Source organism: Streptococcus sp. 4094, assembly GCF_013277125.1.
Classification (GTDB): domain Bacteria; phylum Bacillota; class Bacilli; order Lactobacillales; family Streptococcaceae; genus Streptococcus.
In genome coordinates, this window is sequence record NZ_VMMI01000007.1 from 27,101 (window position 1) to 42,236 (window position 15,136).

14 protein-coding genes and 1 tRNA gene are annotated in these 15,136 nt (G+C 41.1%); 4 read left to right on the forward strand and 11 right to left on the reverse strand.

Annotated features, from left to right (window positions below):
• Positions 1-8: 8 nt before the first annotated feature.
• The 8 genes from metA to HT721_RS01325 form a co-directional block, all read right to left on the reverse strand.
• Entirely contained in the window at positions 9-953 is a 945-nt protein-coding gene (metA, locus tag HT721_RS01290; protein WP_173213481.1) for a homoserine O-succinyltransferase, read from the reverse strand.
• A gap of 182 nt (positions 954-1,135) precedes the next feature.
• A complete protein-coding gene (locus tag HT721_RS01295) occupies positions 1,136-1,648 on the reverse strand; it encodes an adenine phosphoribosyltransferase (RefSeq protein WP_001049318.1) in 513 nt (170 codons plus the stop codon).
• Between the two features lie 272 nt (positions 1,649-1,920).
• Positions 1,921-3,051, reverse strand: a complete 1,131-nt coding sequence (gene ugpC / locus HT721_RS01300; protein WP_000229957.1) for a sn-glycerol-3-phosphate ABC transporter ATP-binding protein UgpC — start codon at positions 3,049-3,051, stop codon at positions 1,921-1,923.
• A 281-nt stretch (positions 3,052-3,332) separates the two neighbouring features.
• Positions 3,333-3,418, reverse strand: a tRNA-Leu gene (locus HT721_RS01305).
• An 80-nt stretch (positions 3,419-3,498) separates the two neighbouring features.
• Positions 3,499-4,074 (reverse strand): isochorismatase family cysteine hydrolase, encoded by a 576-nt coding sequence (locus tag HT721_RS01310; RefSeq protein WP_000158736.1) that lies wholly within the window; start codon positions 4,072-4,074, stop codon positions 3,499-3,501.
• Positions 4,074-4,862, reverse strand: coding sequence for a GTP-sensing pleiotropic transcriptional regulator CodY (gene codY / locus HT721_RS01315; protein WP_173228727.1), 789 nt, complete (start codon positions 4,860-4,862; stop codon positions 4,074-4,076). Before codY ends, HT721_RS01310 begins: the two co-directional genes overlap by 1 nt.
• 275 nt (positions 4,863-5,137) lie before the next feature.
• Complete coding sequence (locus HT721_RS01320) at positions 5,138-6,712, reverse strand: DEAD/DEAH box helicase (RefSeq protein ID WP_173228729.1); 1,575 nt, start codon at positions 6,710-6,712, stop codon at positions 5,138-5,140.
• A gap of 197 nt (positions 6,713-6,909) precedes the next feature.
• Positions 6,910-8,136, reverse strand: a complete 1,227-nt coding sequence (locus HT721_RS01325) for an OFA family MFS transporter (RefSeq protein ID WP_173218594.1) — start codon at positions 8,134-8,136, stop codon at positions 6,910-6,912.
• A gap of 193 nt (positions 8,137-8,329) precedes the next feature.
• Between HT721_RS01325 and HT721_RS01330 the strand changes: the two genes are divergently transcribed.
• From HT721_RS01330 to HT721_RS01345, 4 genes are all read left to right on the forward strand, one after another.
• Complete coding sequence (locus tag HT721_RS01330) at positions 8,330-9,646, forward strand: FAD-containing oxidoreductase (protein ID WP_173228731.1); 1,317 nt, start codon at positions 8,330-8,332, stop codon at positions 9,644-9,646.
• Between the two features lie 98 nt (positions 9,647-9,744).
• On the forward strand, positions 9,745-11,088 hold the full coding sequence (gene murT / locus HT721_RS01335) for a lipid II isoglutaminyl synthase subunit MurT (RefSeq protein WP_173228733.1): 1,344 nt from the start codon (positions 9,745-9,747) through the stop codon (positions 11,086-11,088).
• Complete coding sequence (gatD, locus tag HT721_RS01340) at positions 11,088-11,870, forward strand: lipid II isoglutaminyl synthase subunit GatD (protein WP_173212499.1); 783 nt, start codon at positions 11,088-11,090, stop codon at positions 11,868-11,870. Before murT ends, gatD begins: the two co-directional genes overlap by 1 nt.
• A 127-nt stretch (positions 11,871-11,997) precedes the next feature.
• Entirely contained in the window at positions 11,998-13,080 is a 1,083-nt protein-coding gene (locus HT721_RS01345) for a Xaa-Pro peptidase family protein (protein WP_173212497.1), read from the forward strand.
• 104 nt (positions 13,081-13,184) lie between these two features.
• Here the strand turns inward: HT721_RS01345 and HT721_RS01350 are convergent, their stop codons facing one another.
• Genes HT721_RS01350 through truA form a run of 3 tightly spaced genes read right to left on the reverse strand, consistent with a single transcriptional unit; the run spans position 13,185 to position 15,136 of the window.
• Entirely contained in the window at positions 13,185-13,646 is a 462-nt protein-coding gene (locus tag HT721_RS01350) for an ECF transporter S component (RefSeq protein ID WP_173212495.1), read from the reverse strand.
• Positions 13,624-14,397 carry a bifunctional hydroxymethylpyrimidine kinase/phosphomethylpyrimidine kinase gene (locus HT721_RS01355; RefSeq protein WP_173212492.1) on the reverse strand — a complete coding sequence of 258 codons (774 nt, stop codon included), beginning with the start codon at positions 14,395-14,397 and terminating at the stop codon, positions 13,624-13,626. The genes HT721_RS01350 and HT721_RS01355 overlap by 23 nt, the downstream gene beginning before the upstream one ends.
• Positions 14,387-15,136 carry a tRNA pseudouridine(38-40) synthase TruA gene (gene truA / locus HT721_RS01360; protein ID WP_125416066.1) on the reverse strand — a complete coding sequence of 250 codons (750 nt, stop codon included), beginning with the start codon at positions 15,134-15,136 and terminating at the stop codon, positions 14,387-14,389. Before truA ends, HT721_RS01355 begins: the two co-directional genes overlap by 11 nt.

Sequence of the window (15,136 nt, forward strand, 5' to 3'; positions counted from 1 at the left end):
AATTCCTCTTATAAATACCCAAATGCGGATGCATCATCTTCTATCTTTCTCCAGTCAAAAGGCGTCTCCTGATAGACCGCATAATTCACCCAGTTACTGAAAAAGAGGGCTGCTGATGAAGACCAACAAAGACAAGGTGTCTGGTTGACATCATCATCCTTAAAGTAATTTTCTGGAATATGAGGATCCAAACCTGCATCACGATCTCGGAAATATTCATTTGCCAAGGTATCACGATCATATTCCAAATGCCCAAAACTATAAATTTCTCGTAAATCACGACTAGCCAAAATCGAAACCCCAACCTGTGGCCCTTCTGATAAAATCTCGAGATTGGTTTTGTTTAAGACTTCTTCCTTAGAAATCTCCGTGTGCCGTGAATGAGGGGATACATAGCTATCGTCAAAGCCTCTAAAAAGAAGGTGCCCTTCTTTTAAAGCATCCTGAGGATAAATACCTGATAACTTACTGTCCATCTGGTATTTTTCTACCCCATAGCGTAGGTAGAGCCCAGCCTGAGCCCCCCAACAGATATGAAGCGTCGAATAGACATGAGTCTTGGACCACTCAAGCACCTGGCTAAATTCCTCCCAATAGTCCACTTCCTCAAATGGTAAATGTTCAACTGGAGCACCCGTGATAATCATCCCATCAAAATACTCATCCTTGACTTCAGGAAAAGTTTTATAAAAGGTCTCCATGTGCTCTGAACGAGTTGTCTTAGAACGGTGGCTCTCCATATAGAGAAAATCAATATCCAGTTGTAGGGGGGTATTAGCCAAGTGGCGTAACAACTGGGTTTCTGTGACCATTTTCTGTGGCATGAGATTTAAAATTAAAATCTTCAAAGGACGAATATCTTGGTGAGCAGCACGTTGATCATCCATGACAAAGATGTTCTCTGTCCGTAAAATCTCAACAGCTGGCAATTTTTTATCAATTCGAATCGGCATAACCCTCTCCTAACTGTATTCTTTCAGGAATCATTGCATATGTTTGAAGCCAAATCTCAAACACTTAGTCCTTTTATTATACTGCAAGAAGATATAGTTTTCAATTATAGTTTTTCTCTAACTAGCTATAGTCTATTTTTATATCCTAATGTAGAGAAAACAGCCCTAGGGACTGTTTTTCATTAATAATGCATCAAAACTTTGTAATCGTAGTCACCGATTTTTTCACGGCCGTTCAATTCATCCAATTCAACAAGGAAGGCACAACCTGCTACAACACCACCAAGTTTTTCAATCATCTCGATGGTTGCCTTAACAGTTCCACCTGTTGCCAAGAGGTCATCTACAATAAGAACACGTTGACCTGGCTTGATGGCATCCGCATGCATAGTCAAGGTATCAACACCGTACTCTTTTTCATAGTCAGCAGAAATGACTTCACGTGGTAATTTACCTGGCTTACGAACAGGGGCAAAACCAATTCCCAACTCAAAGGCAACTGGACAGCCCACGATAAATCCACGAGCCTCAGGCCCTACAATCATGTCTATTTTCTTGTCAGTAGCATACTGAACAATTTCACGAACAGCGTAGCTATATGCATTTCCATCAGCCATCAAAGGACTGATATCACGGAAGGTAATCCCTTCCTTTGGATAATTTTCAATTGTTGCAATGTAATCTTTTAAATTCATCTTTTTCTTTCTTTCAAAGTTTTTTACTCTCTATTATACCATACTTTCTAGTAAAGAAGAAAGAGAAAACAATATTTCATCTGCTAGTCACCCTATAAGGCAAATAAGATGACCATTTTTATTCAAAGGGTATCACAAGATAGATGCATAATATGACTTCCCTAGCAAAAAGGAGAGAAGCATTTTGTTTCTCTCCTTAGATTAACTGATATCTCTCCACTACAATTGATAAAGAGATATCTTTTCTTGTAGTGCTTTGAATTTTATTTATTTTAGTAGACTGTTTTTTCAGTTTCTACATCAAAGAAGTGTGCTTTGTTCAAGTCAAATCCAAGTTCAACTGTTGCACCTGTTTGCAAGTAGTCACGAGCATCAACTTTTGCAACAAATTCATCTTTACCAACTTGGCAGTAAAGGTGAGATTCTGAACCAAGCAGTTCTGATACAGAGATAGTCGCTTTTACAACACAGTCTGGGAATGTTTCAAGGAAAGCAGGTTCTGCATTCACGTCTTCTGGACGAATACCGAAGATCAATTCTTTACCTTCGTAGCCTTTTTCACGAAGAACTTTCAAAGCACCTTCTGGAACTTTCAAACGGAAACCATCAGAAATAATTTCACTTCCAACCAATTTCACATTGATGAAGTTCATAGCTGGGCTTCCGATGAATCCTGCTACGAATTTATTAACTGGGTTTTTGTAAACTTCTTGAGGAGTACCGATTTGTTCAACACGTCCGATAGTACCTGTACCAGCAGGGTTCTTAGTTGCTGACATGATAACGATACGGTCTGCAAGTGTCATCGCTTCTGTTTGGTCGTGAGTTACGTAGATAGTAGTAGCTCCGATACGACGGTGGATTTTCGCAATCTCAGCACGCATTGATACACGAAGTTTAGCATCCAAGTTTGACAAAGGTTCGTCCATCAAGAATACTTTTGCATCACGGACGATGGCACGACCCATGGCAACACGTTGACGTTGACCACCTGAAAGGTCAGCTGGTTTACGTTCCAAAAATTCTTTCAATCCAAGAATTTCAGCTGCTTCTTGCACACGTTTGTCGATGTCTTCTTTGCTGTATTTACGCAATTTCAAACCGAAAGCCATGTTGTCATAAACAGTCATGTGTGGGTAAAGAGCGTAGTTTTGGAATACCATGGCGATGTCACGGTCTTTTGGAGCTACGTCGTTGACAACCACGCCATCGATAGATGCAGTACCTTCTGTGATGTCTTCAAGACCAGCAATCATACGGAGTGTAGTTGATTTACCACATCCTGAAGGACCTACGAAAACGATAAATTCTTTATCTTTGATGTTCAAGTTGAAATCTTCAACTGAATAGTGTTCGCTGTTTGGATATTTTTTGTAAATATTTTTAAGATTTAATTCTACCATGAGGTGAACTCCTTTTGTCTTTTGATAATTATATTATAGATGAAAACGCTTTACATTTCTATGGCAAGGTGACCAAAAAAACAAAAAAGTTCTGTGCAACTTGCACAAAACTTTAGAGAATATCGGAGAATTTGAAGAAGATAATCTTTATTATTCTTCTATACAAAAGCAGAAACAAGAATCAGCTTTCCCATATTTTCGCTGATTCTCCACTACATTTGACTGGATTCTAATTTTTTAGAGAAATACAAAAGAGCTAGCCTAAGCTAACTCTTATCCTATGCGGAGAGAGGGACTTGAACCCTCACGACCTAAAGCGGTCACAGGATCCTTAGTCCTGCGCGTCTGCCAATTCCGCCATCCCCGCGTCGATTACTTTACTAGTATATCAACTTTTGGGATACTTGTCAACACTTTTTTTCAAAATTTTTCATTTCATCAACCAAATTACTCAGAAAGTTCATTTAGATTTTCATCTACCAACTTAGCTCCAAGTGTATTTTTGAAATGACCTAGGGCAAATTGATGATTTTCAGGCCAGATAGAAGCAACAGCTGGTTTAACAATCTCGATGTCATATCCTAGATTATAGGCATCTATAGCTGTATGCAGGACACAAATATCCGTCAAGACTCCTGTTAAAATAACTGTAGACACTCTACGCTCTCTCAAACGAATATCTAGGTCAGTCCCTGAAAAAGCTGAGTAATGGCGTTTATCCATCCAAAAGACACGACTGTCTGAACCATGCTCTTGATAAAAGATCCCCAAATCTCCATATAAATTCCGTCCACTAGTCCCAATCAGATTATGAGGCGGGAATAGTTTACTTTCTGGATGGAAACAATCGTTTTCTTCATGAGCATCGATAGTAAAGAAGATGTAATCTCCGCGTTCAAAAGCTAATCGAGTCACCTTGCTAATGGCTTCCGAAATAGCTTGAGCTGGAGCACCTGCTGTCAATTTACCACTGTCGGCAACAAAATCTTCTGTATAATCAATCGAAATCAAAGCTTTAGTCATTAGTAATCTCTTTTCTTCACTTCTTCAAAAATATCTGAAATCAAGACCTTAAGGTAGGTTCCCTTCATTCCAAGCGAGCGACTTTCAATAATCCCAGCGGACTCAAGTTTACGAAGGGCATTGACAATCACAGAGCGGGTAATTCCGATACGGTCTGCAATTACAGACGCAGTTAACTGCCCTTCATTTCCATTTAATTCCCCTAAAATTGCGGAAACTGCACGAAGTTCTGAGTAAGAAAGGGTATTAACCGCCATGGTAACAGCAGTACGGCGACGGATATTTTTCTCATCTTCTTCACGCTGGAAGTTAAGAAGCTGAATCCCAACAACGGTACTGGCAATCTCAACCAAAATCAAATCTTCATCTTCGAATTTTTTATCATTGCGCCAAATAATCAAAGAACCAAGGCGAATCCCCGATACATGAATCGGTGCAATAGTCGTCAAGCCATCTGGAAAATCATCTCTACTCTCAACAGGGAAAATACTCATATCATGCTCAACAGGCAAGTTTGCTTCTGTTTCGTAAATCATATTAGCCCCTTGAACGTAGTCATCTGGGAAAATCTTAGTTTGGAAGAATTGCTCTACGCGATCTGTATTTGTTTTATAACGCATAAAATAGCCAAGCAGACGTCCCTTGCTGTTAACAATACAAGCATTACAATCAATAATGTCTGCCAATTGACGGGTAATCGCATTGTAGGGAAGTTCTTCCTGCAACTGCTCCTCTGAGCGCTTCAGGATAGAAGTAATTTTTCTTGTTTTTTCTAATAAATGTGCCATTTTTCACCTCGAATTTAATCGCTATCATTATAACATAAACAGATTGAATTTTCAATTATTATCTGAAAATTGCTTATTTAATTGCAATTTAGACTAGCTGAAATATTTTAGAAAATTATGTTTTCTTATTGACAACCTAATTTATATTTGATATTATATCATCACAAGAAGGTGGATTGATAATACCTTTCCATTTCACCTATCCTTTGCTATCACCATCTTTTTCCATTCGGTCTCCTTATATAAAAAAGCGATTCATTTTGAACCGCTTTTTCTTATTTATCGCCCTTGTTACGAATCACAAAGCCTGTTTTCTTTTCGCTTGAAGTATTGCGTGGTTTTTTATTATCCTTACGGTAACGTTTTTCCTTATCAAAACGATCATTGCCACGACTTCCTTTTTTGAAATCATCACGGCGACCACCACGACGATTGTCTACACGGCGATTATCACGACGGTCATCTCCACGACGACCTCCCTTAGCTTTACCACCAAAGCCATTACCTGATGGTTTAAATGGCAGTGGTTTTTCACGCGCAATCTCCACTTCAGGAAGGCTATCCGGATCTTGAACAGTCAGACTCAAAATATACATAGCCAATTCTTCTGGAGTAAATTCTGCAGCTAGCTTACGAGCATCCTTACCAAATTTCTCAAAGTTGGCACGGATAGTCTCATCTGCAAAATCACGTTCGATTTTCTTGAGAGCTACTTGTTTCTTAGCTTGGAAGGCTTCTTCTGCTGTCGCTGGTTTCAAACCTTTCATGCGTTTCTTAGTCAAGTTTTCAATGATTTGAAGGTAGCCCATTTCATTTGGAGCAACAAAAGTAATAGACTGACCTGACTTACCAGCACGACCTGTACGACCGATACGGTGAACATAACTTTCAGGATCTTGTGGAATATCGTAGTTGTAGACATGGGTCACACCTGAAATATCCAAACCACGCGCTGCAACGTCTGTCGCAACCAAAACATCAAGATTACCGTTTTTAAAGTCACGAAGGACACGAAGACGTTTGTTTTGGTCTAGGTCACCATGAATTCCTTCGGCACGGAAACCACGGATTTTAAGACCACGAGTCAATTCATCCACACGGCGCTTGGTACGACCAAATACGATAGCAAGCTCAGGTTGTTCCACATCCATGAGACGGGTCATGGTATCAAATTTTTCTTGCTCTTTAACACGAATATAGTATTGGTCAACTAATTCTGTTGTCAATTCCTTAGCCGCAATCTTCACATGCTCAGGTTCTTTCATAAACTGAACACCAATACGTTTGATAGCATCTGGCATAGTTGCTGAGAAAAGAAGAGTTTGACGGTTTTCAGGGACACGGGAGATGATAGCTTCAATGTCTTCAAGGAAGCCCATGTTGAGCATTTCATCCGCTTCGTCAAGGATGAGCGTTTCAATGTCTTGCAATTTCAAGGCCTTGCGTTTAATCAAGTCCAAGAGGCGACCAGGAGTTCCCACCACGATATGAGCACCAGATTTAAGAGCCTTAATTTGTTTTTCAATGCTTGATCCGCCATAAACTGAGCGAACTTTTACACCCTTACTGCGACCAAAGCGGAACAATTCCTCTTGACTTTGGACAGCTAATTCACGAGTTGGAGCGATGACCAAGGCTTGGATAGTCGCTTCTTCTGTACGGATTTTTTCAAGGGTAGGCAAGCCAAAGGCTGCAGTTTTTCCTGTACCAGTCTGAGCTTGACCGATAACGTCCTTACCTTCAAGAGCCAAGGGAATGGTTTGTTCTTGGATAGGACTGGCTTCTACAAAACCAGCTTTTTCAATCTCTGCTAGCAAATCAGCAGACAAGTTTAATTCATTAAATTTCACGTTATTCTTCTTTCTAAAGGTGGTGCGAAGCCACCCTATAGGGCTTAGTGTATACTTTTCTTTTTATGACGTATTTTCATATACTGGATACAAAATCGTGTTGCTTCTTTTCCACAAAAGAAAAGTACTGTTTTCTTTGCAACCCATCTAGTATAACACAAGACCAGAGCAAAAGATAGCCTAATTTCTCTAGAAAATCATGTAAGCGGTTTTTGGCTTTCCTTTTTGATGGAACGACCTAGATAATAAGACAAAGCCAAGGCGATACTATATAAAATGATAAAAACGAACAAGGTTTGTGTGTAAGAATGAGCCATTTTATAAGTCTCTGCTAATAAAATAGGTCCTGCTAAACCAGCCATTGCCCAAGCTGTTAAAATATAACCATGCAGAGCGGCCAATTCCTTGGTTCCAAAAATATCACTGAGATAAGCTGGAATCAATGAAAAACCAGCTCCATAGCAAGTCATCAAAATAGACATAGCGACTACAAATAAAACGGAATCTGTAAAGAGCCAAAGTGAGAGAGAAAAGAAAAGATTGACAAGCAGTAATATACTAAAGGTTAGGGGGCGACCGATATAGTCAGATAAGCTCGCCCAGAGCAAGCGACCAAATCCATTGAAAATCCCTAAAACGCCCACCATTACTGCTGCATGACTTGTAGACAAGCCAGCCATCTCCTGTGCCATTGGCGATGCCGCTGAAATTAAGCCTAAACCACAAGCTATATTGATAAAGAAAATAATCCAAAGTATATAAAACCGATTGCTTTTCAGAGCCTGATTTGCAGCCATTCCTTGCGTCAAAGAGGCTGTTTTTTCTTTCCCTGAAGCAGATAAAATTGCAAGCTCTTGCTCATTTGGACGCTTAATGAATTGTGAAGCTAGGAGCATGATAATAAAGTAACTTGCACCTAAAATATAAAAAGTTTCTACAAGCCCTACCCCTGCGATGAGATGTTGCGCTATGGGACTAGTCAATAAAGAAGCAAAACCAAACCCCATAATCGCTAAACCTGTTGCGAGACCACGTTTATCAGGAAACCATTTTATAATCGTTGACACAGGGGTAATATACCCTGCTCCCAAACCAAGCCCACCTAAAATTCCATAAGCGAGATACAACAACCACAGCTCCTGACGATCTATTGCAAATCCTGTTAAGATATTTCCACCTGCGTATAGAAAAGCAGATAGACTCCCCATGACTCTCGGACCAAATTTTTCTACCAAACGCCCCATAAATGCAGCCGATAAGCCCAAACAAAAGATTGCTAGACTAAAGGCAAAGGCAACAGAAGCCTGATCCCATCCCGTTTTTTCAATAATAGGGTTACGATAAACACTCCAAGCATAAGTAGAACCCAGCATTAAGTGTAAAATGACCCCAGCAAAGGCAATAATATAACGATTCGATTTCATAAAACCTCCTATTTTCGAACATTTATTCTATCTTATATAAAAATAGGTAGGATTTTAGTTTATCAAGCTTGTCAAAAAATTACTAGTTTTTTGTCTGGAAAGCGTTTTTATCTTTTTCTGTCTTTTTCGTAGCAGAATTGTGCAAAAGTTTTTCTCTTGTGCTAGAATGAAATGCGAATAGGAGGAACTCTAAATGTTAACTTATGATTTAATCGTTATCGGATTTGGTAAGGCTGGTAAAACACTAGCTGGTAAATTAGCTTCAGCTGGCAAAAAAGTTGCCCTCGTTGAACGTAGTAAAGCTATGTATGGTGGAACTTGTATCAACATTGGTTGTATCCCAACTAAAACCTTGCTAGTTGCTGCTGAGAAAGACTTATCTTTTGAAGAAGTCATTGCTACCAAAAATACTATCACTGGTCGCCTCAATGGTAAAAACTATGCTACTGTTGCTGGTACAGGCGTGGATATCTTTGATGCGGAAGCTCACTTCCTTTCAAATAAAGTCATCGAAATCCAAGCTGGTGATGAAAAACAAGAACTGACTGCTGAAACAATCGTCATCAACACTGGTGCTGTTTCAAACGTCTTGCCAATTCCAGGACTTGCTACAAGCAAAAACGTCTTTGACTCAACAGGTATCCAAAACTTGGACAAATTGCCTGAAAAACTTGGTGTCCTTGGTGGTGGAAATATCGGTCTTGAATTTGCTGGCCTTTACAACAAACTTGGAAGCAAGGTTACAGTCCTAGATGCCTTGGATACTTTCCTACCTCGTGCAGAACCTTCCATCGCAGCTCTTGCTAAACAATACATGGAAGAAGACGGTATTGAATTGCTTCAAAACATCCGTACTACTGAAATCAAAAACGACGGTGACCAAGTACTCGTCGTGACTGAAAACGAAACTTACCGTTTCGACGCCCTTCTTTACGCAACTGGACGCAAACCAAATGTAGAACCACTTCAACTTGAAAATACAGATATTGAACTAACTGAACGTGGCGCTATTAAAGTAGACAAACATTGTCAAACAAACGTTCCTGGTGTCTTTGCAGTTGGGGATGTCAACGGTGGACTTCAATTTACTTACATTTCACTTGATGACTTCCGTGTTGTTTACAGCTACCTTGCTGGAGATGGAAGCTACACACTTGAAGACCGTCTCAATGTACCAAACACTATGTTCATCACACCTGCACTTTCACAAGTTGGTTTGACTGAAAGCCAAGCAGCTGATTTGAAACTTCCATACGCTGTTAAGGAAATTCCTGTTGCAGCAATGCCTCGTGGTCACGTAAACGGAGACCTTCGTGGAGCCTTCAAAGCTGTTGTCAATACTGAAACAAAAGAAATTCTTGGAGCAAGCATCTTCTCAGAAGGTTCTCAAGAAATCATCAACATCATCACTGTTGCTATGGACAACAAGATTCCTTACACTTACTTCACAAAACAAATCTTCACTCACCCAACCTTGGCTGAGAACTTGAATGACTTGTTTGCGATTTAAGTTGAGATTTCATCGTATCGAACAGCCCTCTTTGGGCTGTTTTTGCTTCTGCGAAATCTCAAATCTGTCTTTTCCCTCTTTTGTGATATAATAGAAACATGAACTTAAAAACTACTTTGGGCCTTCTTGCTGGGCGTTCTTCCCACTTCGTTTTAAGCCGTCTTGGCCGAGGAAGTACGCTCCCAGGAAAAGTCGCCCTTCAATTTGATAAAGATATTTTACAAAACCTAGCTAAGAACTACGAGATTGTCGTGGTCACTGGAACCAACGGAAAAACCTTGACAACTGCCCTCACTGTCGGCATTTTAAAAGAGGTTTATGGTCAAGTTCTGACCAACCCAAGCGGTGCCAACATGATTACAGGGATTGCGACAACCTTCTTAACAGCCAAGGGTTCTAAAACTGGGAAAAACATTGCCGTACTAGAAATTGACGAAGCCAGTCTATCTCGTATCTGTGACTATATCCAGCCAAGCCTTTTTGTCATCACAAATATCTTCCGTGACCAGATGGACCGCTATGGTGAGATTTACACAACTTATAAGATGATTTTGGATGCTATTCGTAAGGTACCTACGGCTACTGTTCTCCTCAATGGTGACAGTCCGCTTTTCTACAAGCCAGCTATTCCAAATCCTGTAGAGTATTTTGGTTTTGACTTGGAAAAAGGACCAGCCAAACTGGCTCACTACAATACCGAAGGTATTCTCTGCCCTGACTGTCAAGGCATCCTCAAATACGAGCACAATACCTATGCAAACTTGGGTGCCTATATCTGTGAAGGTTGTGGATGTAAACGTCCTGATCTAGACTATCGCTTGACAGAACTGGTTGAGTTGACCAACAATCGCTCTCGCTTTGTCATCGACGGACAAGAATACGGAATTCAAATCGGTGGGCTCTACAATATCTACAATGCCCTTGCTGCAGTTGCTATCGCCCGTTTCCTCGGTGCCGATTCCCAACTCATCAAGCAAGGATTTGACAAGAGCCGTGCCGTCTTTGGACGCCAAGAAACCTTCCATATCGGTGATAAAGAATGTACCCTCGTCTTGATTAAAAATCCAGTCGGTGCAACCCAAGCTATCGAGATGATTAAACTAGCACCTTATCCATTTAGTCTATCTGTTCTTCTTAATGCCAACTATGCAGACGGAATTGATACAAGCTGGATCTGGGATGCTGATTTTGAACAAATCACTGACATGGACATTCCTGAAATAAACGCTGGCGGTGTTCGTCATTCTGAGATTGCACGCCGCCTCCGAGTAACAGGATATCCAGCTGAAAAAATCATTGAAACAAGTAGTCTGGAACAAGTTCTTAAAACCATTGAGAACCAAGACTGCAAGCATGCCTATATCCTAGCTACCTATACTGCTATGCTGGAATTCCGCGAACTGCTGGCTAGTCGTCAGATTGTTAGAAAGGAGATGAACTAATGGTTTATACTTCACTTTCCTCAAAAGCTGGCAATTACCCCTATCAGCTCAACATTGCCCACCTCTACGGAAACCTCATGAATACCTACGGGGATAATGGAAACATTCTCATGCTCAAGTATGTGGCTGAAAAGCTGGGAGCTCATGTGACGGTTGACATCGTTTCTCTCCATGATGACTTTGACGAAAATCATTACGACATTGCCTTTTTTGGTGGTGGTCAAGACTTTGAACAGAGTATCATTGCAGACGATCTACCTGCTAAAAAAGAGAGCATTGACAACTACATCCAAAACGACGGTGTGGTTCTGGCTATCTGCGGCGGTTTCCAACTATTGGGCCAATATTATGTTGAAGCTTCAGGTAAACGTATTGAAGGGCTAGGGGTCATGGGACATTATACCCTCAACCAGACCAATAATCGCTTTATCGGGGACATCAAGATTCACAATGAAGATTTCGATGAAACCTACTATGGTTTTGAAAATCATCAGGGCCGTACCTTCCTCTCAGATGACCAACAACCACTGGGACAGGTAGTCTATGGAAATGGAAATAACGAAGAAAAAGTCGGCGAAGGGGTTCATTATAAAAATGTTTTCGGTTCTTACTTCCACGGGCCTATCCTCTCTCGCAATGCCAATCTGGCCTATCGCCTAGTCACTACTGCCCTCAAGAAGAAATACGGTCAGGACATCCAACTCCCTGCCTATGAGGACATTCTCAGCCAAGAAATCGCTGAAGAATATAGCGACGTCAAAAGCAAGGCTGACTTTTCTTAAACAAAGTAAAACTATATCAAAGAACTCCGTTATCTTGTCGGAGTTCTTTTTGTCTGTTCTTTTACCCTTCTCCCTTGCATTTTCTCTCATTTTTTGCCAAAATAGAGGGGTAGAAAGAAGGTAGCATATGTCTAAATTACAACAAATCGTAACATATCTTGAATCAGAAAAACTAGACGTCGCTGTCGTATCTGACCCCGTCACAATCAATTACCTCACTGGCTTTTACAGTGATCCCCATGAACGCCAAATGTTCCTTTTTGTCCTAGCAGATCAGGAACCTCTCCTCTTTGTGCCAGCCCTTGAGGTTGAGCGTGCAAGCAGCACTGTTTCCTTCCCAGTTGTAGGCTATGTGGATTCTGAAAATCCATGGCAAAAAATGAAACATGCTCTTCCACAACTTGACTTCAAACGTGTCGCTGTTGAGTTTGACAATCTCATCTTGACCAAATATCATGGTTTAAAAACCGTTTTTGAAACTGCTGAGTTTGAAAACCTCACTCCTCGTATCCAACGCATGCGCCTCATCAAATCAGCTGATGAAGTGCAAAAAATGATGGTTGCAGGTCTCTATGCGGACAAGGCTGTTAATGTTGGTTTTGACAATATTTCTCTTGATAAGACTGAGACAGATATCATCGCCCAAATTGACTTTGCTATGAAGCGTGAAGGTTATGAAATGAGTTTTGATACCATGGTCTTGACTGGTGATAATGCTGCAAATCCACACGGTATTCCAGCAGCAAACAAAGTTGAAAATAACGCCCTTCTCCTCTTTGACCTTGGTGTTCTAGTCAACGGCTATGCGTCAGATATGACTCGTACGGTCGCTGTCGGCAAACCAGACCAATTCAAGAAAGACATTTATAACTTGACTCTTGAAGCTCAACAAGCTGCTCTTGACTTTATCAAACCAGGTGTGACTGCCCATGAAGTGGATCGCGCTGCTCGTGAGGTCATTGAAAAAGCTGGTTACGGCGAGTACTTCAACCACCGTCTTGGTCACGGTATCGGTATGGATGTCCATGAATTCCCATCTATCATGGAAGGAAACGACATGATCATCGAAGAAGGCATGTGCTTCTCTGTTGAACCAGGTATCTATATCCCTGGTAAAGTCGGTGTCCGTATCGAAGACTGCGGTGTTGTTACCAAGGATGGCTTCGACCTCTTTACAAGCACCAGCAAAGACTTGCTTTATTTTGATTAAAATTTTTCAAAAATCTTCCCACAATAAAACGCATAATATCAAGTTTTTTCAATACCTGATACTATGCGTTTTTTCTGATTTTTAGGACTTTCTCCACAGCCTCTTTACTTAATCTTCTTGATACTTTGGCTAAGGATAAATCCTACAATCATCCCTACCATATTTTGCATGAAATTTGGTAGAATTTCTGGTAGAGCTGCAGCCCAGCCATTCATCAATGTAGAACCCAAGGCGTAACCCCCTACCATAGCAATCGTTGCCAAGATAAGGCCTAACCACTGAGCTTTTCCTTTAAATCCTGCGAAAAATCCCTGTAAGCCATGGTTGATTAAACTAAAGAACATCCACTGAGGGTAGCCTGATAAGAGGTCAATCAAGAAACCTGCTAGTCCTCCGACTACAGCCCCTTCACGACTACCAAAGTAGAAGGCCGCAAAGAAGACACCCGCATCTAAAAGAGTTAGAATGCCTGTCGGTGTTGGAATTTTTAAGAAATAACCTAGAACCACAGAAAGAGCGGTTAATAGGGATACAAGGGCGATTTTAGTTGTTTTGGTTTGCTTCATATTGTCTTACTCCATACTGATCTGCTTGTGCAATGGCACGGTAAACGAAAGCCTTAGAGCTTTCTACTGCTGGTAAAAGTTCATCACCTTTAAGCAAGTGACTGGCAATGCTAGAAGCAAAGGTACAACCTGCACCAGCATTTTGGCCTTGGATGACAGGATTTTCTAGGACTGTAAAGTTTTGTCCGTCATAAAAGACATCTACAGCCTTGTCCTGACTAAGGCGATTGCCTCCCTTGATAATGACTGCTGGCGCTCCTAATTCATGCAATTTCTGTGCTGCAGTTTTCATATCTTCAAGGGTTTTAATCTCTTGATCTGCTAGTAATTCTGCTTCAGGAAGATTAGGCGTAATCACACTGACATGAGGGAAAAAGCGAATCAACTCTTGGCAGAGTTCACTAACTGCTACGTCGTGCGTTTCCTTGCAGACCAAGACAGGATCCAGAACCACAGGCACTCCTGGTCGTTGTTTGATAAAGTCCAATGCCTTCTCAGCTACGCTGACAGTTGGTAGAAGACCAATCTTAATCCCCCCAAACTCCACATCACGCAAGCTATCTAATTCATATTGAAAAATGACATCGTCAGTTGGAAAGACTTCAAATCCTTTTTCTGTCAAGGCTGTCAAACAAGTCACTGCTACAAAGCCATGCAAGCCGTTCAAGGTATAGGTAGCCAAATCAGCTGACAAACCACCACCACTAAAAATATCATTTCCAGAAAGTGCTAAAATACGATTATTCTTCATAACGAATCTCCTTTAAATATAAACCATTTGGTGCTGCAGTGGGACCTGCAAGCTGCCTGTCCTTTTTCTCCAAGATGAGGTCAATCTGCTCTACTGGCATGCGGTTATTGCCAATTTTGAGTAGCGTCCCCACCATATTGCGAATCTGCTTATACAAGAAACCATTTCCTGAAAAGGTAAAGGTCAAAAACTGGCCTGTCTCATCCACCCTAAGGCTAGCTTCTGTAATAGTGCGAACCTTATCTTCTACACTAGTCCCAGAGGCTGTAAAGCCAGTGAAATCATGGGTTCCTTCTAGCTTTTTGATTGCAATCTGCATGCGTTCCACATCGAGTGGGTAGGGAAAGTGAGTGGCATAGTGACGGCGCATAGGATTCTTGGGACGTCCTCTATCCACAATAAACTCATAAGTCTTGCTATGCTTGGCATAACGGCAATGAAAATCATCTGCCACAAGCTCAATCGAAATCACATCAATATCTTCAGGGGACTGGGTATCCAAAGCAAAACGGAGCTTCTCCTCATCCATCTGATAAGGCAGGTCAAAATGAATAACCTGTCCCAAAGCATGAACCCCACTATCTGTCCTACCAGCACCGTGAACAGTGATGGCTTGCCCCTTATTCAATCTAGTCAAGGTTTTTTCAATTTCTTCCTGAACACTACGCGCATGAGGCTGGCGCTGAAAACCAGCAAAGGCGTAACCATCATAGGAAATAGTTGCTTTATATCTCGTCAT

What these genes read in the sequence shown, in the direction of transcription:
- codY (WP_173228727.1), bottom strand. Translation starts at nt 4,862, where the DNA reads ATGGCACATTTATTAGAAAAAACAAGAAAAATTACTTCTATCCTGAAG.
- HT721_RS01355 (WP_173212492.1), bottom strand. Translation starts at nt 14,397, where the DNA reads ATGAAGAATAATCGTATTTTAGCACTTTCTGGAAATGATATTTTTAGT.
- HT721_RS01345 (WP_173212497.1), top strand. Translation starts at nt 11,998, where the DNA reads ATGTCTAAATTACAACAAATCGTAACATATCTTGAATCAGAAAAACTA.
- murT (WP_173228733.1), top strand. Translation starts at nt 9,745, where the DNA reads ATGAACTTAAAAACTACTTTGGGCCTTCTTGCTGGGCGTTCTTCCCAC.
- ugpC (WP_000229957.1), bottom strand. Translation starts at nt 3,051, where the DNA reads ATGGTAGAATTAAATCTTAAAAATATTTACAAAAAATATCCAAACAGC.
- HT721_RS01350 (WP_173212495.1), bottom strand. Translation starts at nt 13,646, where the DNA reads ATGAAGCAAACCAAAACAACTAAAATCGCCCTTGTATCCCTATTAACC.
- HT721_RS01330 (WP_173228731.1), top strand. Translation starts at nt 8,330, where the DNA reads ATGTTAACTTATGATTTAATCGTTATCGGATTTGGTAAGGCTGGTAAA.
- metA (WP_173213481.1), bottom strand. Translation starts at nt 953, where the DNA reads ATGCCGATTCGAATTGATAAAAAATTGCCAGCTGTTGAGATTTTACGG.
- HT721_RS01295 (WP_001049318.1), bottom strand. Translation starts at nt 1,648, where the DNA reads ATGAATTTAAAAGATTACATTGCAACAATTGAAAATTATCCAAAGGAA.
- HT721_RS01310 (WP_000158736.1), bottom strand. Translation starts at nt 4,074, where the DNA reads ATGACTAAAGCTTTGATTTCGATTGATTATACAGAAGATTTTGTTGCC.
- HT721_RS01325 (WP_173218594.1), bottom strand. Translation starts at nt 8,136, where the DNA reads ATGAAATCGAATCGTTATATTATTGCCTTTGCTGGGGTCATTTTACAC.
- truA (WP_125416066.1), bottom strand. Translation starts at nt 15,136, where the DNA reads ATGACGAGATATAAAGCAACTATTTCCTATGATGGTTACGCCTTTGCT.
- gatD (WP_173212499.1), top strand. Translation starts at nt 11,088, where the DNA reads ATGGTTTATACTTCACTTTCCTCAAAAGCTGGCAATTACCCCTATCAG.